Raw genomic sequence first — 19,285 nt, forward strand, 5'->3', positions numbered from 1 at the left:
TTCTCGGAAGCTCCCGTCTACAGCCCGTCAGGGCTTAGCGGGAGAGGATGTCACGCCTCATTGCCGCAGTTCACCTGCAGGGCCAGATGGTCGCATTCGGGGCCAAAGTGGCCATCAGGCTCCGTCCGAGTAGCGTGAACGGCCCGGCTCACCTGTCCCGAGAGCAGATGGACCGAAAACCCCATCCCCTGCAGAGCAGCGGCCAGCAGGCTGTTCAGCTCAAAGCAAAAGCCGCCCCGCCGCTCTCGGACGATTTTTTGGAACAAAAAATCCCGCTCCAGGCGAATGGGGCGACCCCAGTGAATATCCAGATTTTCAAACGGCACCCGCAGCAGGTGGGCCAGGTGGATCTGGCGCAGGGTTTGCGGGGTGAGCTGGGTGGGGCCGACGTAGCCAATGCGCTCCAGGTAGGCCCTGATTTGGGCAGGCGTCAGCGGCTCTAGCATCAGCACGGGAGGCGGTTGGGTTGGCGGCAAGCGAGCATCTGGCCTACCCTAGCCTTGCTGCAGCTCCCCGGCCAGAGCCAGAAGAACAGTTTTTGGCGACGCCCCAACTCTCTCCCACCAGAGAACAAAGCAAAAAGAGAATGCTACGATAGCGGCAAGAAAAAAGAAGGCGAAGCGTTACATGGCGGAATATACTCGGTCGATTTCCTTTTACGGGCGGGAAATTGACATCAATATTGGGTTGATGGCTCCCCAGGCAGGTTGCGGAGTCTGGTTGACTTCTGGGGAAACTTCGGTCTTGGTCACGGCTACGCGACAAGCCGGTCGTGCCGGTGTCGATTTCTTGCCTTTGCTGGTGGACTATGAGGAGCGGCTCTACGCTGCCGGGCGGATCCCAGGAGGCTACTTGCGGCGGGAAGGTCGGCCACCGGAGCGGGCCACCCTGATCTCTCGTCTTATAGACCGGCCCCTGCGGCCTTTGTTCCCAGAATGGCTGCGGGACGATGTGCAAATCGTGGCCACCACCCTCTCGGTGGACGACAAGGTGCCCCCCGATGTGTTGTGTATTTTGGGGGCCTCGCTGGCCATCCACAGCGCTCGCATCCCCTTCAACGGCCCGGTGGCGGCGGTGCGGGTCGGCTTGGTTAAAGATGAGTTCATCATCAACCCCACCTATGCCGAGATCGAGGCCGGCGATCTGGATTTGGTGGTGGCTGGCTGTGCCGACGGCGTAATCATGGTGGAGGCCGGCGCCAACCAACTGCCGGAAAAGGACGTGGTCGAGGCCATTGAGTTTGGTTTCGAGGCCGTTCAAGAGCTGCTCAAGGCCCAACAGCAAGTTTTCGCCGATCTCAACATCACCCCTGTGGAGCTGCCCCCGCCCCCTCAAAATGAGGAGCTGGTTGCCTTTGTGGCAGAACACGCCCAGGAGGAGATTCGCTCCGTCCTCAGGCAGTTCCTGGATAAGACCAGCCGCGAGCAACAACTGGAGGCGATCAAGGCCAAGCTAGAGGCCCAGATCCAGGCACGGCCAGAGGGGGATCCCTTGCGGCTGTATCTGCTGGAAAATCCCAAGGAATTGGACAACCAGTTCAAGGCTTTGACCAAGAAGCTGATGCGCCAGCAGATCTTGCAGGAGGGGGTGCGGGTGGATGGGCGCAAGCTGGACGAGGTGCGACCAGTCTCTTGTCGGGTGGGCTTGATCCCACGGGTACACGGCAGCGCTCTGTTCAACCGCGGCCTCACCCAAGTCCTTTCCATCACCACCCTCGGCACCCCTGGTGATGCCCAGGAGCTGGACGATCTGCACCCAGTGGACGAGAAGCGTTACATGCACCACTATAACTTCCCCGGCTTTTCCGTGGGAGAAGTGCGGCCCTCGCGCTCGCCGGGACGGCGGGAGATCGGCCATGGGGCGCTGGCGGAGCGGGCCTTGGTGCCGGTGCTGCCCAAGGAGGAGGAGTTTCCCTACGTGGTGCGGGTGGTCTCAGAGGTACTCTCCTCCAATGGCTCCACCTCGATGGCCTCAGTCTGTGGCTCTACCCTGTCTTTGATGGATGCCGGGGTGCCGATCAAAGCGGCGGTCAGCGGCGTAGCCATGGGCTTAATTAAGGAAGGGGACGAGGTGCGCATCCTCACCGACATCCAGGGCATCGAGGACTTTTTGGGGGATATGGACTTCAAGGTGGCCGGCACGCGGGCCGGGATCACCGCTTTGCAGATGGACATGAAAATTACCGGCATCACCGTGGATGTGGTGGAGAAAGCCCTCCTGCAGGCCAAGGCCGGGCGGGACTACATCCTTGACAAAATGCTGGAGGTTCTCCCGGCGCCTCGGCCCCAGTTGGCCAAAACAGCCCCTCGTCTGCTCACGTTCAAGGTGGATCCGGAAGATATCGGCAAGATCATCGGCCCTGGCGGCAAGATGGTGCGCAGCATCACCGAAGCGACAGGAGCCAAGGTGGACATCAGCGACGATGGCACGATCACCGTGTCCTCCTCGGTGGGCGGCCAGGCAGAAGCGGCTCGGGCGATGATCGAAAACCTGGTGCGGCGGGTGGAAGAGGGGCAGGTGTACCTGGGCAAGGTGACCCGCATCATTCCTATCGGCGCCTTTGTGGAGTTCTTGCCGGGCAAAGAGGGCATGATCCACATCTCGCAACTGGCGGAGTACCGCGTCAGCAGGGTGGAGGATGAAATTGCCGTAGCAGATGAGGTGGTGGTCAAGGTGCGCAGCATCGACCACAAGGGCCGCGTTAACCTCACCCGTCTCGGCATTAGTCCTGAGGAGGCGGCGCGGGTGCGCAACCATCACCCCTGAAGCTGCGGTTTTTCCCCAGCAACTGGGTGGGCAGGGATCCCCTCGCCAGCCGTTGTCAGCGGCCAAGATGGCAGAGGAGGCGCTCTTCAACCTGTTGGCCTCAACATGCCGAATCTCGCTTCTCCCCTTCTTGCTGGCCAAGAGCGTGGCCCTCAGAGGCGACTGTCTCCCTCCCGGCGGCGACTGGGCTGGGCCTTGGCTTGGGGCCTGGGGTGGGCCACCTTGCTCAACCTTTCTGCCCAGCACCCTTTGTTGCTGCGGCTGGAGAGCGACGCCCAGGAATGGCTCTATACTTGGCGCGGCCCTCAGCAACCTTCCCCGGAGGTGGTGATCCTCGGCATCGATGGCCGCATTGATGGGCAGGGAGAAAGTGGTGATGGCCAGCATAATGTTGACTTTCTCTTGGAACGGGCTAACTACGCCGGCCTGACCTTGCGCCTTCTGGAAGAGGCCGAAGCCAGGGTGGTGGTGCTGAACCTGCCCAGCAGCTTTGTGGTGCCGCAGAATCTGGGCAACGAGAACCTAGATGCTCCCCTGCGTCAGGTGGTGCAGCGCTACCCGGATCGCTTGGTTTTGGCCACCCGCAGCAGCGAGAGCTTTGGACGCTCCGAGATCAACATCTACAACCACTTCTTGCCTTTTTCGTCCTTGCGCCTTGAGTATTTGGTGCCGCCAGAGCATGTTCAGGGGGTGGTGCAACACCGAGTCGACAGAACCGGGATCCTACGCCAGGCCCAGTTGCGGGGGCTCTACCTACGCCGCGACAGCCAGGAGGAGCAGATGTTCGCCTCGGTGGAGGCTCTGGCTTTTGCCAAGTACGACCCGGAGAAGGCTAGCCGCTGGTTTCGCAAGCGGGGCTTACAGCCGTTTCAGTTCAATCCCCTTGGCTCTCAGCACAGCATCCCCATCATCCCCATCGAACGGGTCTGTCCGCCGCTGATCTCCCAGACGGGATCCGGCTCCCCGACGCTCAGCCCCGGCCAAGCCTGCCGCGGCCAAGAAGGGATCCCGCCCCTCGACCCCAAAGTTGCCGACCAACTGCGAGACAAAATTGTCCTGGTCGGCTTTGTGGGCGGCTACCCGGAGACCTTCCCGGTGCGGACGGCGGATGGATCCCAGATTGCGGCAGTCGAGCTGCAGGCGCAAATCCTCTCGAGCCTGCTCACCGGAGAGGTGTACCGATCCCTGCCGGCAGGGCTAGCGGCGGGAGTTGTCTTCCTGCTGGGGGCGGGAACGGGCCTGATCTGGGTGCTCTATCGCCCCTCCCCGCGACGGAATTGCTGGGACTGGAAACAACAGCGCTCTCTCCTCTGGCCAGTGGTGGGGCTGGTTGCTTATGAAGGGTGGGCCGTGACCCAATTTTTGCTGTGGCGTTGGATTTGGCCGCTGACCTTGCCGGCTTTGGCCGTCGGTCTAACGGGGGTGAGCCTGCTTCTGACCTTGGTAATCTTGGAGAACCAGGAGCGGCTCTTGGCCCAGCAACAGGAACTGGAGCGCCTGCGCCGGGCCGAACAAGAGGCTGCTATCGACCAAGCCCGCAAGCTGCTCTACCGCATTGCCACCGACATTCACGATCGCGAGCTGCAGGAGCTGAAGGTGGTGATGGACGAGCTGGAGAGCTTGCAATGGCAACAGCAGCAGGGTAAGGATCCCGATCCTGCCATTTACGATCGTCTGCTGGAACAACTGGAAAGGATCGGGCGAGGCATTCGCGAGCAGCTTAACGATGTGCGCACCCTGGCCACCAAGCTGCGCATTTCCCCCAGCTTGCGGGAGGGCTTGCACCGGGGCATCGACACCTATCTGGACGAGCTGATTCGGACGGGCAGCCTGACCTTGCCTGTGGAGCGCCACCTACAACCTCTGGAGGAGCCCAATACCGGCGAGTGGTTCGACCAACGGGAGGACATCTTGCGCTTTTTGCGAGAGGCCATCGGCAATGTCATCGCCCATGTGCAACCTCCCAAGGGCAACGCCTCCTTCGTCAAGGTGTCCTTGGTGCAAAAGGAGCGCCACTGCTGCTTGTCGGTCATCAATGACGGCGTAGAATACGCCCCCAGCCCCGGTGGCGGCTATGGCAGCAAAGCCATGAATACCATTGCCCGCTACCTGCCCAAGGGCTCCTGGCATCGCACCCACACTCCGGAAGGCCATACCTACGTCGAGCTGCACTGGGAGATGCCGCTCTAAAAGACTTAGACAACAGCGGGCAAAAGGGAACTTTTGTCTGTGCTTCAGCGACTCCTACCTAGCTGGTCGCCCAGCCCCGGCAGACCCCAGGCGTAACTTCCCCCAGAGCTTGAGGTACAGCCTGCTAAAGAATCAAGAGGTACAGTAGCAACACTTAGCAAACCCACTTCGGAAGCGGATAGAGGTCTTACCTGCCTGATAAGCTGTCACAACTCTTTGCCGTCAATCCAAAGAATGGGTTGGCATCCCCTCCTCTCCTGCCTCTTGAATACCTGTACCCTATTTTTAACAGGCTGTAGCATCGATGCTCTTGCGAGGGAGCTCAAAGGGGGAAAGTGACTGGAGAGGGTATCTGTTGGATAATGCCCAGATTCCTCGGAAGAGGGCGTGGGGCAGTTTACGCTTTGATGGGCACTTTCTTCTCCAGCCACTGGGCCACTTGATCGGCCAGATCAACCCCTTCTAACTGGCAGATCTCCCGCAGCATAGTTGGGCTGGTGACGTTAATCTCTGTCAGCCGTTCCCCGATGACATCAATTCCAACAAAATAGAGTTTCTCCTGCCGCAGCACTGGCGCCAAAGCCGCGCAGAGGGCCCGTTCTTTTTCAGCAATCTCGGTTTTCTCCACCCGACCCCCAGCGGCCACATTGCCACGGAAATCCCCCTCCCCAGGGATGCGATTGACGGCGCCCAAAGGCTCGCCCTCCAGCAGCAAAATGCGCTTATCTCCCGCTGCTGCCTGCGGCAAATACTCTTGCACCATCACGGGCAGCCGGCCAAACTGAGTGCTCAGCTCGATCAAGGAATTGAGGTTTGGATCGCCGGCATTGACCCGCAGGATCCCTTCCCCACCCTTGCCGCCCAGGGGCTTGAGCACCGCCTGCCCCACCTGCTCGACGAATTGGCGGAGCAAGGCCTTGCTGCTGCTGACGCAGGTACGCGGGATCCACTCTTTAAACCGCAAAGCATAGAGCTTTTCGTTGGCGGAGCGGATCCCGGCAGGATGGTTGAGCACTAGGGTGCGGCGGGGGGAGAGATGATCCAGAAGGTAGGTGGCGTAGAGATAGGCCGCGTCCACCGGCGGATCCTTGCGCATCCATACGGCTTGCATCTGGCTCAAGGGCAACAAACGCCGTTCTTTGACTTCGTACCAGGGATCCGCTCCTAGATCCAACACAATCTCCTCAACGGATCCCCAGGTTTCCCCTTGATCCCAGTAGAGGTCGGCCAATCCAAGGCAAAAAATGCGGTGGCCTCGTTTCTGCAGCGCCTCCATTAGGGCAACGCTGGTGTCGTGGCCCACCTGCAACTGAGACAACGGATCGACAATGAAAGCTACCTGCATGAATGGTTTGAGCAACGAAAAGCTGCCCTGAGTATGCAACAAATTGGAGCGGATTGCTCCGGGCAGGAAGTTAAACCGATGCAGAGCCGTCTTTAACATCCCCTTAACCCTGACCAGCGAAGCAAACGTTAGCTTAGTTAGATGAGATCCCTGTTAGACCTCAGTGTTTCGGCCAGGTTGACCAGGTTTCTGGCTCGCCTGTGAGGAATGGTCTGTCTGTGAGTGTTCCTTCTCCCCAACCCTCCGAGCCGGTTCGCATTGAAACCACGCGGGACTTGCTAGCAGCCCTGCGAGAAGGGCGCTCCCTGCTGGGTGCCAACCTCGAAGGCGCCTACCTCTCGCGGGGCCTGTTCGACCGCATCCAGATGCCCAAGGCCAACTTGACGCGGGCCAACCTGCGCTCGCTCAGTATGCAGCAGGCAGATCTGCGGTTATGCAACTTTCGCCGTGCCGAGCTGGAGCGGGCCAACTTCGCTGCCTCCGATCTCCGGGGATCCAGCTTCAGTCAAGCCCTGGGAGACTACAGCAACTTCACCGCTGCCAAGCTGGACAAAAGCAGCTTTCAGGGGGGACACTTCAGCCATTCCATCTTTCGCGAGGCCAGCTTGGTGGCTGCCAACCTAACGGAAGGCAACTTTTTTGCCGCCGACTTTCGCCAAGCCAACCTCTTTCGCTGCAACCTCTCCCAGGCCATCCTATCCAGTTGCCAGTTGCAGAATGCCAACTTTGACCAAGCCCTCCTGGTGGGGGCCAACCTCCAAGAGGCCCAAATTGAAGGGGCCAGCTTTGTCGGCGCCGACTTTACCGACGCCAAGCTCTCGGACGAAATGCGCAAGTTCTTGATCGAACGCGCGAGCGGCACCAACGAGCTTACTCAGCGGGACACCCTCAACACTCTGCTGGCGGGGCTCCAGCCCAAGTCACGCAAACTGTTTGGATTGCTGTGAACTGTAGCCAGGGCCACTCTTGCGCCAGCCCCAGCAGATCGGTTTTCAAGAGGTCAAGGCAGCGGATGATCCCTCAAAATTGGTTGAGGTCGATTCCAGCTTCGCGGGCCATGGCCCCTATCCCTTTGGCCTTGAGGGTTTTCAGTGCCTTGGTGGAAAGGCGCAAACGAACAAACCGCTTGCCCTCCTCCCACCAGATGCGTTTCCACTGCAGGTTAACCTCCTGCAGACGCTTGGTACGCCGGTGGGAGTGGGAGATGGCGAAAGCGTTGTTGCGTTTTTTGTTGGTCAGTTGACAGCGACGTGCCATGAGATCCAAGGGAACTCAGCTTCGCTATTCTATGGCCTCTTTTTGTCGAGCAGCAAGCTGCAGCTGAGCTTGCAACTGGGCTAGCTCTGTCCTCAATTGGTCAAAGGTTTGTTGGCAATGGTTGACGCTTCTCAGGGGCAGCTCTTCGTTTTTGGCGATGCAGGTGACCTGTACAGATCCGTCAGCGGCTTGGCGGGTGCGATCCACAAACACCTCTACCGTCACCAGTTTGGCGTAGGGATTTTTTCCAGGCGGCTCGCCGGCCACCCAGTAGTCAGGGCTGTTGTGTAGGACAGTAAGCTGGCAACGCTCCAAGACAGCGCGAATCGCTTCGCTTAACTGCTCGGCTGAGCCCATGAGCTGGGTAACGCAGGAGTATCGAGCCATAGGAGAAGCAAGTCACCACGGTTATCCTACCACCAAGTTTTCGGCTCCTGCAGCCAAAGGCGGGCGAGCAAAATTGCGTTTAAGAGTACTTCGCACCGGCTCGGCCAACCCTGCTGTGGGGGAGTAATTGCGTTAAAACATAAGGACATAAAGAGTGCCTTTCGGCTCTTTCCCCAGGAGAGTTGTGATGTCTAGGGTCTCCTGTTTAGCCCGTTCTCTCTTGTTGCTGGGATCCCTGGCTCTGGGTTGGATAGACCTGTCTTCTGCCCAAGCGCAGCCCTTTCAAGCAGGCGATCTGGATGGGGATGGTCGTTTGACGGTGCAGGATCTCAACCTGTTGGGGGCCTATTTGCGGGGAGAACGGGAGTTGACCGACGACCAGATCCGGGCTGCCGATGTCGATCAGGATGGGCGGATTACAGAAGCCGATTGGCAGGTGTTGCAGCAGCGCATTCAGGCGGCCACAGATGCACCCACCGGCCAGGTGCAGTTGGACTCGGCCTACTCTGGGCAGGTGGTGGATCGCCTGACAGGGCAGCCTTTGGCCGGGGTGGAGGTGGCCATTCCGGGGGCAGGGATTTCGGTGCGCACCGATGCCCAAGGGCGGTTTCGCCTGCCGGGGCCGCTGCCGGCAGAAGAAATTTTGGTGGCGCGGCTGGAGAACTATTTGCCCTATTCCCAGAGCACAGGCAACGGACAGACCGGCGGGGATCGGCCTTGGCAGTTGCAGTTGGAGCGCTGGGATCCCAACGCCACGCTGGTGCTGGAGGCCAATGTCATCCGCCTGGGCGATAACCAATATTCTCCAAAGTCGGCGGCTGCCGGGCAATTTCTGGCGCCTGCCCAAGGGGTGGAGATGACCCGCTCCTTCAGCCTAGACCGCCTGCCGCCTCGCCCACCGGTTTTGCGGCTTGGATCCCTGATTGGGTTGGATACTGCCGCTGCCTATCGGGCCGGCCAGTCCCGCATTCCCGGCGCCAATATGTCTCCCATGCGAGTGCTTTTAAACGGAGTGGAGGTGGAGCAAATCCACTTGGGGGGAGACGACCTGCGCATCCCTCTGCCACTAGAGCATCTGCGCCTGGGGCTGAATACGGTTACCTTGCGCACTGGCAAAACGGTGATCCAGCCTGGCAGGATCGCCGGCGGATCCCGGATCAGTATCCCTCTTTTGGGTGGATCCCTGGATATCTTTGTGCCGCTGGGGACTGACACAATCGGCCAGGACGGTGGGGCTTGGGTGGACTATGACGATGTGCAGTTGGCCAATGTCACGATCGAGATCCCCAACTAAATGCCCAGGCTAACTTGCGCTGGCTAGGCCGCGGGGATTTTGTTGCTCAGAAGCTTGCCCGAAGCCTTTTCGACAGGCCTACTGGGCCCTGACGTGTTGACTTTGCGCAGCTTGGTCTTCGGTTTAGTAAACCTGTTTTTAAATTGTTATCCTGCTGGATGGAAAGCGACTGTGGAGCTTATTTCTAAAGCCGTTCCCAGAGGAGTGGAAAGCTCGAATTACTGAAAGTGTGCGGCGGAATTTTTGGGATTTTTCTGGGGTTGAGCCGTGTTGTCGTTTTTCTTCGCTATTTCAGCTTTTCCAGTGTTTTTAGTACTTCGGATCCCTTCAGCTCTAACCTCATCGATGATTACAGGTTTATTTGATTTAATTCCAGGTATTGGAGCCACTATTGGGACTAGCCTAATTGCTCATATTGTCTTATCACAGAGCGTATGGCTCTCTATCCAGTAATTTGTATCTCCCTACAACAAGTAGAAGAGAGCTTACTCCTGCTTCGCGTGATGCAGGGATCCGTCAATATCAACCCTGTGATCATGTTTTTCTCTTTGTTTGTGAGCGGTACTGTGGCCGGCTTGTTGGCGGTGTTCTTGGCCATTCCGGTGACGTGAGTGTTGATCAACTTACTTGAGTAAAAGGGCATCCAAAACGGTGATCTCCGCTTCCAGATTGCCCTTCAGGTTTTCCTCTACACCACCGGGGATCAGGAGCTGTTTTACCAGCGCTACGGCCAGGCCACCCAGGAAACGGTGATCCAGTTTCTGGCTTTTGATAGGGTTGGCTTGCTAAGTGTTGCTACTGTACCCCTTAATTAGGCTGTAGCACTGGGTTGAACAGCTTGGCTCTATCCTCTGATCTACTGCTCCACATGTTCTTTTAGGGCAGTCCATCTTTTACTTCCGTGTCTTGAAAACTGTTGGTCTTAGGTTTTCTCGGCTCAGCCAGCGATAAACCGTTAACGACTGACTTCGTAAATCTATGCGGCTATTGTCGGGCTGTCCCCTTCCTTAACATACCCTACAACTCTCTCCTAAGTCTGGGCTGTGGCTCGTGGAGTTGCCTCTTGGAGTCTGCTCCATGCCATCTTATCTCTAACAGCGTTCCACCCTCAGCCAAATTGGCTATAGCAAGTCAGGGTCAGCCCTATCCCACCTTTTTTATAAAGCCGATAAAAAAAGCCCCATAAAGGGGCTTGTCGCTCAGCGACTTATAAAACTCTAGAGCAATATAGGGAAGCGCTCCATTGAATCTGTTGCTTTAAACACCGTTTTGATCACAGTCACTAGAATCTCAGAAAAAAGGCCAAACTGCGGCAGATATCATTTTTTTTTTAGATTTTCGGGAGGCTGGCCCTACACCGATCGGGCTGCTGTTGGGCAAGCCCTAGCTTGAGGACGACTTGGGATCCGCTGTCTCCCGCCCCAGCCAGCGCCAAGTGGTGGGCAGCAGGGCTGCTGCTAGCACACACTTCAGCAGATCGCCGGGGATAAAGGGGAACACGCCTTTGGTGAGCACGGCCAAGACGGAAGTGGGGCCGACATTCTCGTTCAGCCACACCCCCAGCCAGGTGGCTCCCAAGACGTAGATCAAAACCGAGCAGGAGAGCATGGACGCGGCCATCTTCCAAGGGCTGCGATCCACCCCCCAGCGCTCCACAAACCAGCCCATCAGCCCTGCGGCCAGGGGAAAGGCCAGCAAGTAGCCCCCTGTCGGTCCGGTTAGGTGGCTGAGCCCGGAGCCGCCGCCGTTGAAGAAGGGCAACCCCAAAAGCCCCTCCAGCAGGTACAGCAGCAAGGCGAGAAAGCCCAACCTCGACCCAAAGCCTGCCCCCACCAGCATCACGCCGAAGGTTTGTCCGGTGAGGGGTACTGGCGTAAAGGGCAAAGGGATCCGCACCTGCGCCAGGGCCGCTACCAACAAACTTCCCCCCAACACCAGCATGGAATCCCGAACCCAGGAAGGACGGGTCAGAAGGGTTTGCGCCAAAGGTGTGTGAACAAAAGTAGCAGTCATAGGATATTTGGGGCGCTGAGATACAAGAGATAACAGCTCTTTTCCGAGATCCCCTGACCCATCCCAAAAGCTTTTGGCCAGAGGCTGCAACTAACCGGCAAAGGGCCTTATCTGGGTAGTATATCGCAACCGGAGGATTCTGTACCTATGCACTACCTTGCTTGGCCGCGGCCATTTGTCTGGCGCATCCACTGAATCCGCAGAAGGGTGAGGCAAAAGATGAACCACAAAGCCCCCAGGCTATACCCCGCCAGCAGATCGCTGGGCCAATTCAACCCCCAGTCGGCCCGGCTGAAACCGATGAAGAATAGGATCCCCAGCACTCCTCCAGCGAACCAGCGCCGCTGAGCAGGATAATAGCTTGCCACCAGATAGCCCAAAAGGCCGTAGATTACCGTTGCTGCGATGACCTGTCCACTCCGACAGGATGGGATCCCAAAGATCTGGGCGGGGGCGAGAAAAGGTAGGCTGCAGGATCCCGGCGATCACGGCAGCTCCTAAGGCTGCAACCAACAGTCCCCAAGCCGTCCGTCTTTGTTGGCTGCGCCAGAGCAAAACCCATCCCCAGGCGGTCAAACCCACCAGCCCAATCGGATGCCCTAACCCCCACCCCACCCAAGCCAAGGGATCCAGCCAAGAGCTGGCCCGCTGCAGCCATTGCAAAATCCATGCATCGATGGCTTGACTGGAGGGCGCCAGTCCTTGCAAAGCCAGAGTCAGTCCCCAGAGGACCAGAGCCGAGCCGAGGATCCCGCCCAGGCCCACGGTTGCGCTCAGCAGGGTCAGGCTCGGCGAAACCCGTCTCACCCAGAAGATGGCGAGCTTTTCGGCGGAGTTGGGTTTCCGCACAGGCGGCGCGATGCACCTCGATCTGGACGGGGGTTGTGCCCACCACTTCTCCGTCGACAACCACCTTCTGGGGTGGGTTCGTCTCAACCCAGATGCGGGAAGCTTTGAAGGTGAGGATCCCTTTCAGCTAGAAACCGCAGGAGCCCCGCCCCCCTGCCCCCGTATACGGGGGGTTGGAGCGTGGCCAGGATCTCGGCAAGTTGCACCGGTAAGGGATCAGCTCTTGTTATTCTTCTTCTTCTTGTTCGGGTCGTCGGGATGCTGGCGATCTTCTTCGAGGAACATCAAACTGTGAAGACGAGCTGAGCGGTAGTCGGAGAGGCGCATCGCAAGGGAAGCCCAGGCTAATTTGCTGCCCAAGCCGGACTTCTGGTACAACAGGGAGGCGACGGGAGCGACGCCGACGGCCTTGGCATCGCGGATGGCAGCCAGATCGGCGCTCAAGAAAACAAACTGCCAGCCGTCTTTCTCTGTTTTTTCTTTGATCATCTTCTCGACTTGCTCTTTGCGGAACTCGCGGCTGGCGTTCTCTTGGCCATCGGTTACCACCACCATAACCACCCTCGCAGGGCGATCTGCTTCAGCGAGTTGGCTGAGGCCGCTTTCCAAGTCGGTGATGCCGCGACCCATGGCATCTAGCAAAGGGGTAGAGGCCCGCGGCACATAGGTCTCGCGGGTTAGCTCGGGAACTTCGGCGATGGGCTTGAAACGGTGGATAACTTCGTAGGGATCCTGCGAGTCAAACTGAACCAAAGTGAGGGTGGCAAACCCTGGCTCTGCCCTCTGCTATGGTCACCGGCCTCCTGTAGGAAATCTAACTTGGACTTCTGCCAGCGACCCGTTTGTGAAGGATTCTGTGCAACTATTTGCAAAGGTTATCAGCTTGATGGGCTTTGATAAATCCTTGTCGGCGCAGAGCCCTGAGAGAGTATCTTGAAGCGTCAAACGGCAGTGAAACCGCTCATTGCGCGGATCCCTGCCTTCCCTTTCCCGGGGAGAGAGGAACTGGGAGACGGTCTCAAACTTGTCTGAAATGACCGCAAAACCCTCTAAAAGCCCAGCCCATCTGCTCCTGAGGTCACCGTGCCTTTTTCTGGGTCTAGGGTGACGATGGCGCCGTCGCGGATGAGGCGCGTAGCATCCTTAACTCCCACCAGCACCGGCACCCCTAACCGCAGACCGATCACCGCCGCATGGGAGGAGGCCCCATCTTCTTCGGTGATCACCCCGGCCGCCTGTTTGATCGCCTCCACATAGTTGGCATCGGTAGCGCGAGCAACCAGGATGTCGCCGGCAGTGATCTTGCTGGCATCGAGGCTAGATCTGAGGATGCGGGCCGGGCCGCTGACAGTGCCTTTGCCAAACCCTCTGCCTTTGGCCACCACTGCCTTGACTACCTCTACCTTAATCAGATCGGTGGAGCCGGATACGCCTGGCAAAGTGCCGGCGCTGAGCACCACCAAGTCGCCATCCTTAAGCAAGCCTTCTTCCTGAGCCACGTTGATGGCGGCCTGAAAGGTCTGGCGGGTGGTAGGCAAATCCATGACCAACAAGGGCCGTACCCCCCACACCAACTGCAGTTGCCGCGCCACCTCTACATGAGGAGTTACAGCCAAGATCGGGGTGCGCGGGCGAAACCGGGAGACATTGCGAGCCGTAGCCCCGGTTTTGGTCAGGGTCATCACCGCCACCGCATCCAACTCCTGGGCAATCTCCCCTACGGCGCGGCTGATTGAGTCGGTGACCAGGGTTTTGGGCCGGGGCGAGCCATTGCCACCGGGGCTGCCGTTATTTTGACTCAGCTCCTGCAGGGTGAGGGTGCGCAGGTGTTGGCGGCGATCGACATAGATCGGGCTGAAGTAATCCCGTTCGATGCGCACAGCAATGCGGGCCATGGTCGCCACCGCCTCGACGGGATATTTGCCTACCGCCGTCTCGTTGGAGAGCATGACGGCATCGGTGCCGTCCAAAATAGCATTGGCCACATCCGAGATCTCGGCCCGAGTGGGACGAGGGCTGTGGGCCATGCTGTCCAGCATTTGGGTAGCGGTGATCACCGGGATCCCCAGGCAGTTGGCCATGGCAATGATCCGCTTCTGCAAAATCGGCACCTCTTCCGCCGGCAGCTCTACGCCCAGATCTCCCCGCGCCACCATTACCCCGTCGCTGAGGGCCAGGATCTGGGGCAGTTGTTGGATGGCCTCGTGTTTTTCGATCTTGACAATGATAGGAACCCGCTTGCCGACAGCGGCCATCAGTTCCCGCAGCTCCAGCACATCCGAGGGATCCCGCACAAAGCTGAGGGCCACCCAGTCCACCCCTTGGTTGAGGCCGAAGTAGAGGTCTTCTTTGTCTTTTTCGGTAACGGCGCGGATGCTGAGGCGCACGCCGGGGAAGTTCACCCCCTTGTTGTCGGAGAGGGTGCCGCCGACAATGGTGCGGCAGAAGAGCTCCCCCGCCTCGGGATCCACCGCCTCCACCCGCATCTCCACCCGACCGTCGTCGAGGAGGATCGTCGCCCCTTCCGGCACCTCTTGGGCTAGCTTGTCGTAGGTGACCCAACTGCGCTCCTGGGATCCCAAAATGGGCTTGCTGGTCAACACGAAGGGATCCCCGCTCCTAAGGGTGATCGAGCCTTCGGCGAACTTGCCGAGGCGAATTTTGGGCCCCTGCAGGTCTTGCAAAATGGCGACCTGGATGCCGAGGTCCATAGCGGTTTGGCGGATGAGGCGGATGTTGCGGCGGTGCAGGTCGTGATCCCCATGGGAGAAGTTGAGGCGAAGGGTGGTTGCCCCTTGCAGGATCATTTCCCTTAGGATGGCGGGGTTGGAGCTGGCAGGGCCGATAGTGGCAACAATTTTGGTGCGTCGAAAAGACTCGCTCGAATGCATGGCAATCTTTACCAAGGGAGAGCAGCCCAGATTGTTTCCCCACACAGGGATCCCCTTGATACGATAACCCGTTTTGACACTTCCGGCCTTAAGTGGCGGGGATTTTCAAGCAGCCCGGAAACAGACTCTTAAAGGCGTTGTCAAAGCGCCTCTGCTGACTTTCCACAGACAAAGTCCAAAGGTTGCCGTTACTTCGTATTCGTCGCCGCATGGGCGTCGGCGTTGATGAGCCAACCCTCTGGGGTTCTAAACAGCTCACACTTACCTGCTTTTTCCAGCCTTTTTTACCGCTTCTAGGCAGAAAATGCCATCTTGGGCCTCGACTGGAATGTGTCGCTGCGCATCCGCGGAGAGCAGATCCTCCTCGTGGAGATGGGTGGCAGCATCAACTGGATTTCCCTGCCTCAGTCGCTCACCAGCCGCTGCCGAGAGTGCTGGCGATCGTGCCAAGTGAGAGAAACGGTCTCCATCTGGCCAGGGATCCCACCTGGCGGCTCAACCAGCAGCTCCGTTACTGCAATAACCGCCGGCTCCTCGCCCAAAGCGTGTCGGCCTTCGCTCATCTCAGAGACTCCAGATATTGGCTGAGGTCTTCTTGCAGGCGGGAGAACTCCACTTCAATAGAAAGGCGCAATGCCCCTGTTTTCAACATTACTAACACCTTGGCGGCGTGGGGGCCGGGCCAGATATTGGGATTGCAGAACATCTCCAGGTACAAGTTTGGGGCGGCATGGTGAAACTCAATCGGCGCCTGGGGCTGGCGTTGGGGGCCGCTTGCCCCCACTTTGAGCCGCTCCACAAGGGTTTGCAAAGCCCTGTGCCACTCCCGCGCCCCCTCTGCCGAAAGCGGGAAGCTGGCCGACCCGGTTGCGAAGTTGAGGGCAAACTGAGGAGAATAGGTAGTCATAGAAGCCCGTACCTTCGGCAAGCATTCTCTGGAGGGCAGCGTTGGACAATAACAGTATCTTACGTCAGCTCTTACTAATGGGCGTGGGCACCACCGCTCTGCTCGCGGAGCAGTTGAAAAAGGCTGCTGACGAGCTGGTGCAGAAAGGTCAGCTCAAGCCAGAAGAGGCCTCCAACGTCATCAACAACCTGCTCAACCAGGTGAAATCCGAGCAGAGCAACCTGGAGTCTTACGTGCAGCGGCAGGTGCGCAACGTCCTGCAGGATTTGGGTGTTCCTCGCCAATCGGAAATGGACGAGCTGCGCGGGCGGCTGGATCGGCTGGAGCGGCAGGTGCGCAACCTGGAAAACCAAGTTTACCGCCGCTAGCCGAGCTGGATGGTTCGTTTCTGGCGCTTGGCTTGCCCCCTCGGCCAAGCAGAGTTGGGCAAGGGATCCCAGGCTATACCCTGCAAAACTCTGAAGCCAATTCCCAGCTTTTGAGTCCAGAAGGTCACTGCAATTCCCATGCCAAGCGAAGTTTTGACCATCACGGGCCGCGGGATCCCGCTGGTGGGCAACGACATCGACACTGACCGGATTATCCCGGCCCGTTTCTTGAAGTGCGTTACCTTTGAGGGCTTAGGCCAGCATGTATTTGCCGACGACCGGGCCCAGAATCCCGGCCAGCATCCCTTTGACCTGCCTCAGTACCAGGGGGCAGAGATCTTGCTGGTCAACGCCAACTTTGGCTGTGGCTCCAGCCGGGAGCACGCCCCCCAAGCCCTGGCCAAGTGGGGGATCCGCGCCCTCGTCGGCGAAAGCTTTGCCGAGATCTTTTTCGGCAACTGCCTGGCCTTGGGGATCCCCTGCGTCACGGCGCCCGCCAGCGTGATCCAAACCCTGCAAGGGGCGGTGGCCGAGAATCCACAGCTCCGGTTGACGCTGGATGTGCTCAACAAACAGGTGTGCTGGGAGGATAGAACCGCTGCTGTCGAGATCCCACAGGGGGCCTGGCAGATGCTGGTGCAGGGGACGTGGGATGCCACCGGACAATTGCTGGCCACCCGGGAGCGGATTCAAGAGGTAGCTGCTTCCTTGCCCTATTTGCGATGGCAGCGGGTCAGGTGAGCAGGTTTCTTCCCCCCACTACTCACCTGTGGCTGGGCAGCGCCGACCCCGATTTTCTGGATCTGGCGAGGCGGGAAATTGCGGCAGCGGATCCCGAGGCCGTCTTTCAGCCTTTGCCGGAGGCACCTGGCCTAGTGCGGGTGTGCAGCCAGCGCTCGTTTGCCGACCTTGCCCAGGCCTGGCAGGCTAACCCGCCCATTTTTTTGCGCCACATCTGCCCCATCCACCAAGAGCGACAGCTCGACGAGATCTCCCTGCTGCGCCTCGATCAAAACCTCTTGGCGGCCATCGACCCTGCCCTCAGCTTTTCGGTACAGACGCGCCGGTTTGGCAAGCTCAACGTCAAGCCCTTCCAGGTTAACGCAGCCCTGGCCGAACAGGTGATGGCGACGGTGGGATCCCCTCTGCAGGTCAAGGATCCCCAGCAGGTGATCTCGGTGGTGCTCCTGGCCAGCTCGACAGGGCTCCGGGCTTGGCTGGGCCTGTCGCTGGCGGCGCAAAACCTCTCCACCTGGGCCGGCGGCGTCCACCGCTTTCGCCGCGATCCCGACCAGATCAGCCGAGCGGAGTTTAAGCTGCTGGAGGCCATCCAGGTGTTTCGCGTCCCTTTGCAACCAGGGGGACGGGCCTTGGATCTGGGGGCGGCGCCGGGGGGCTGGTCGCGCATTTTGCGCCTGCATGGCCAGCAGGTGACGGCTGTGGATCCGGCGGAGCTGGACGAGCGCCTCCGCCACGATGCCGGCATTTGTCACCATCGCCTCAGCGCCCAAGCCTATCTGGCCCGCTGTCCAGGTCAGTTTCACCTCATCCTCAACGACATGCGCATGGATGGCCGTGCCTCTGCCCATCTGATGGCGGCTTTTGCCCCTCATCTGGAGCCGCAGGGGGCAGCCGTGATGACCCTAAAGCTCCCCCACCAGCATCGCCTGCGGGTGCTCCGCCAGACCCTAGACATCTTGGGCAGCGCCTTCCCGGTGGTGAGGGCGCGCCACCTGTTTCACAACCGCAGCGAAATTACCCTCTACCTGCAAAAAGGGATCCCGGCCCCTCACTCTTCCACCACCTGAATTTCCCGGCGCAGCACCTTCTCGCGAATGGACTCCAGCAAGCTCATCTCTTCCGGGGAGATTTTGCCATCGGCCCGGATGGCGGCGATGATTTGATCCACCTCGCTGCGGGTTAACTTCTTATCTTCCAGGGCTTGCTCCACCAGCACCTGCAGTTGGGAAAACTCCATAAAACCACTGCTCCTCTGGGCTTAACCGGTCTTCTCACTTCATCCAGGCTATCTGCGCCCATTCCGATCCCCGGCAGGCGCAAGATTCTCTTCAGGTCAGGTATTCTGAAGAAAATGTAAAAGCCTAGGAGAAAACGACCTCATGGCTGGCCCAACTCTCAAGAGCACTGAGCACGACTGCGCCACTCTTTGCCGAGATGGCTGTGTCTTGGGCGACGCCTGCCCCCACCGAGAGGCGGCTCGTCAAGCAGTGGCCTTCGTCATGAACACCGACTGGGAGACGCTGATGCGGATCGCCGAATCCAGGAACCTACCCAAGGATCCCCCCCAAGCAGAGGTGGATCCCCTGCAGTTTTTGGAGAACTACCGCCTGGGCGGCTAGCTAACAGCTCGGCAACAAATCCCAGTGCAGAATCCAGGTGCTTTGAGCCATACTAATTAAATGGGGTCGAATGCCTGGGTTGTATGGTTTGGCCCTGGGTTGTCTTCGGCTTGGTTCTCATTGCTGCCGAGCTGTTTTTGCCGGAGTTGGTGGCCGGGCCGGCGGGTGTGGCTGCCCTAGGGGCTGCTCTTTTGGCCTATTGGGGGTGGCCAGTTTGGGCCCAGTTCTCGGCCTGGATTGTGCTCTCCCTTGGGTTGATCGTTCTCAGCCGGCGTCTGCTGCCCTCTACTTCAACTCAGCTGGAAGATCTCCTGAAGGAATCGCGAGAAGCGCGGGCAGTTACGGCCATTCCGCCGGGCAAGCGGGGTCGGGTCTCCTATCTCGGCTCCACCTGGAATGCCAAGTGCAGCGTCCCCGACCTGGAGATCCAGCCTGGGCAAGAGCTCTACGTGGTCGATCGCCAAGGCAATACCCTGATCGTGATGCCGATGCAGATGCTCAAGTCTTGAGGGGGATCAGAGGCTTGGCTGCGACTCACTGGACAGGCTCTTTTGAAGAAACACCTGAGGAGTCGGGGAATCTCTGCGAAGGCGAACAAGAAGCTCGCCCTCAGTCCACCGTACTCGGCTACCCATCCCAACAGGTCTAGCAGGTTCTA

21 protein-coding genes are annotated in these 19,285 nt (G+C 59.1%); 10 read left to right on the plus strand and 11 right to left on the minus strand.

Annotated elements, in window-relative coordinates; genetic code table 11:
* Positions 1 to 50: 50 nt before the first annotated feature.
* On the minus strand, positions 51 to 476 hold the full coding sequence (locus tag NW848_RS17055) for an arylamine N-acetyltransferase family protein (RefSeq protein ID WP_011431031.1): 426 nt from the start codon (positions 474 to 476) through the stop codon (positions 51 to 53).
* Between the two features lie 151 nt (positions 477 to 627).
* On the opposite strand from NW848_RS17055, the gene NW848_RS17060 reads away from it, so the two are divergent.
* Together NW848_RS17060 and NW848_RS17065 are read left to right on the plus strand one after the other, a co-directional pair.
* Positions 628 to 2,766, plus strand: a complete 2,139-nt coding sequence (locus tag NW848_RS17060) for a polyribonucleotide nucleotidyltransferase (RefSeq protein ID WP_414402451.1) — start codon at positions 628 to 630, stop codon at positions 2,764 to 2,766.
* 105 nt (positions 2,767 to 2,871) lie between these two features.
* On the plus strand, positions 2,872 to 4,956 hold the full coding sequence (locus tag NW848_RS17065; RefSeq protein WP_414508266.1) for a CHASE2 domain-containing protein: 2,085 nt from the start codon (positions 2,872 to 2,874) through the stop codon (positions 4,954 to 4,956).
* A 397-nt stretch (positions 4,957 to 5,353) separates the two neighbouring features.
* Here the strand turns inward: NW848_RS17065 and gshB are convergent, their stop codons facing one another.
* The gene (gene gshB / locus NW848_RS17070; protein WP_011431028.1) at positions 5,354 to 6,301 is read right to left on the minus strand and encodes a glutathione synthase; all 948 of its coding nucleotides are present in this window, start codon (positions 6,299 to 6,301) and stop codon (positions 5,354 to 5,356) included.
* A gap of 218 nt (positions 6,302 to 6,519) precedes the next feature.
* On the opposite strand from gshB, the gene NW848_RS17075 reads away from it, so the two are divergent.
* Positions 6,520 to 7,248, plus strand: a complete 729-nt coding sequence (locus NW848_RS17075) for a pentapeptide repeat-containing protein (protein ID WP_240527835.1) — start codon at positions 6,520 to 6,522, stop codon at positions 7,246 to 7,248.
* 73 nt (positions 7,249 to 7,321) lie between these two features.
* Here NW848_RS17075 and rpmB read toward each other — a convergent pair whose 3' ends face one another.
* Together rpmB and NW848_RS17085 are read right to left on the minus strand one after the other, a co-directional pair.
* A complete protein-coding gene (gene rpmB / locus NW848_RS17080) occupies positions 7,322 to 7,558 on the minus strand; it encodes a 50S ribosomal protein L28 (RefSeq protein WP_011431026.1) in 237 nt (78 codons plus the stop codon).
* A gap of 24 nt (positions 7,559 to 7,582) precedes the next feature.
* Positions 7,583 to 7,945, minus strand: coding sequence for a hypothetical protein (locus NW848_RS17085; protein ID WP_011431025.1), 363 nt, complete (start codon positions 7,943 to 7,945; stop codon positions 7,583 to 7,585).
* A 187-nt stretch (positions 7,946 to 8,132) separates the two neighbouring features.
* On the opposite strand from NW848_RS17085, the gene NW848_RS17090 reads away from it, so the two are divergent.
* Positions 8,133 to 9,239 carry a dockerin type I domain-containing protein gene (locus NW848_RS17090; protein WP_099812909.1) on the plus strand — a complete coding sequence of 369 codons (1,107 nt, stop codon included), beginning with the start codon at positions 8,133 to 8,135 and terminating at the stop codon, positions 9,237 to 9,239.
* Positions 9,240 to 9,673: 434 nt separating this feature from the next.
* Positions 9,674 to 9,850 (plus strand): AI-2E family transporter, encoded by a 177-nt coding sequence (locus NW848_RS17095; RefSeq protein ID WP_011431023.1) that lies wholly within the window; start codon positions 9,674 to 9,676, stop codon positions 9,848 to 9,850.
* Between the two features lie 772 nt (positions 9,851 to 10,622).
* Here the strand turns inward: NW848_RS17095 and NW848_RS17100 are convergent.
* The 6 genes from NW848_RS17100 to NW848_RS17125 all read right to left on the minus strand — a co-directional run bounded on the left by NW848_RS17100 (position 10,623) and on the right by NW848_RS17125 (position 15,899).
* Positions 10,623 to 11,252 carry a biotin transporter BioY gene (locus NW848_RS17100; protein ID WP_414346730.1) on the minus strand — a complete coding sequence of 210 codons (630 nt, stop codon included), beginning with the start codon at positions 11,250 to 11,252 and terminating at the stop codon, positions 10,623 to 10,625.
* Between the two features lie 152 nt (positions 11,253 to 11,404).
* Positions 11,405 to 11,620 carry a hypothetical protein gene (locus NW848_RS17105; RefSeq protein WP_414390416.1) on the minus strand — a complete coding sequence of 72 codons (216 nt, stop codon included), beginning with the start codon at positions 11,618 to 11,620 and terminating at the stop codon, positions 11,405 to 11,407.
* 697 nt (positions 11,621 to 12,317) lie between these two features.
* Positions 12,318 to 12,854 (minus strand): VWA domain-containing protein, encoded by a 537-nt coding sequence (locus NW848_RS17110; protein WP_011431021.1) that lies wholly within the window; start codon positions 12,852 to 12,854, stop codon positions 12,318 to 12,320.
* Positions 12,855 to 13,150: 296 nt separating this feature from the next.
* Positions 13,151 to 14,992 carry a pyruvate kinase gene (pyk, locus tag NW848_RS17115; RefSeq protein ID WP_011431019.1) on the minus strand — a complete coding sequence of 614 codons (1,842 nt, stop codon included), beginning with the start codon at positions 14,990 to 14,992 and terminating at the stop codon, positions 13,151 to 13,153.
* A gap of 404 nt (positions 14,993 to 15,396) precedes the next feature.
* Positions 15,397 to 15,555 carry a hypothetical protein gene (locus tag NW848_RS17120; protein WP_011431018.1) on the minus strand — a complete coding sequence of 53 codons (159 nt, stop codon included), beginning with the start codon at positions 15,553 to 15,555 and terminating at the stop codon, positions 15,397 to 15,399.
* Positions 15,552 to 15,899, minus strand: coding sequence for a hypothetical protein (locus NW848_RS17125; RefSeq protein WP_011431017.1), 348 nt, complete (start codon positions 15,897 to 15,899; stop codon positions 15,552 to 15,554). Before NW848_RS17125 ends, NW848_RS17120 begins: the two co-directional genes overlap by 4 nt.
* Before the next feature lie 41 nt (positions 15,900 to 15,940).
* Here NW848_RS17125 and NW848_RS17130 point away from each other — a divergent pair, with 41 nt between their 5' ends.
* The 3 genes from NW848_RS17130 to NW848_RS17140 all read left to right on the plus strand — a co-directional run bounded on the left by NW848_RS17130 (position 15,941) and on the right by NW848_RS17140 (position 18,075).
* Positions 15,941 to 16,267 (plus strand): phasin family protein, encoded by a 327-nt coding sequence (locus NW848_RS17130; RefSeq protein ID WP_011431016.1) that lies wholly within the window; start codon positions 15,941 to 15,943, stop codon positions 16,265 to 16,267.
* 138 nt (positions 16,268 to 16,405) lie between these two features.
* A complete protein-coding gene (leuD, locus tag NW848_RS17135; protein ID WP_414402452.1) occupies positions 16,406 to 17,008 on the plus strand; it encodes a 3-isopropylmalate dehydratase small subunit in 603 nt (200 codons plus the stop codon).
* Positions 17,005 to 18,075, plus strand: coding sequence for an SAM-dependent methyltransferase (locus NW848_RS17140; protein ID WP_011431013.1), 1,071 nt, complete (start codon positions 17,005 to 17,007; stop codon positions 18,073 to 18,075). Before leuD ends, NW848_RS17140 begins: the two co-directional genes overlap by 4 nt.
* Here the strand turns inward: NW848_RS17140 and NW848_RS17145 are convergent.
* Entirely contained in the window at positions 18,057 to 18,245 is a 189-nt protein-coding gene (locus NW848_RS17145) for a hypothetical protein (protein WP_011431012.1), read from the minus strand. The genes NW848_RS17140 and NW848_RS17145 overlap by 19 nt on opposite strands.
* A 142-nt stretch (positions 18,246 to 18,387) precedes the next feature.
* Between NW848_RS17145 and NW848_RS17150 the strand changes: the two genes are divergently transcribed.
* Complete coding sequence (locus NW848_RS17150; protein WP_011431011.1) at positions 18,388 to 18,627, plus strand: hypothetical protein; 240 nt, start codon at positions 18,388 to 18,390, stop codon at positions 18,625 to 18,627.
* A gap of 83 nt (positions 18,628 to 18,710) precedes the next feature.
* On the plus strand, positions 18,711 to 19,136 hold the full coding sequence (locus NW848_RS17155; protein WP_011431010.1) for an NfeD family protein: 426 nt from the start codon (positions 18,711 to 18,713) through the stop codon (positions 19,134 to 19,136).
* The last annotated feature ends 149 nt before the right edge of the window (positions 19,137 to 19,285 follow it).

Source organism: Synechococcus sp. RC10A2 (assembly GCF_047502605.1).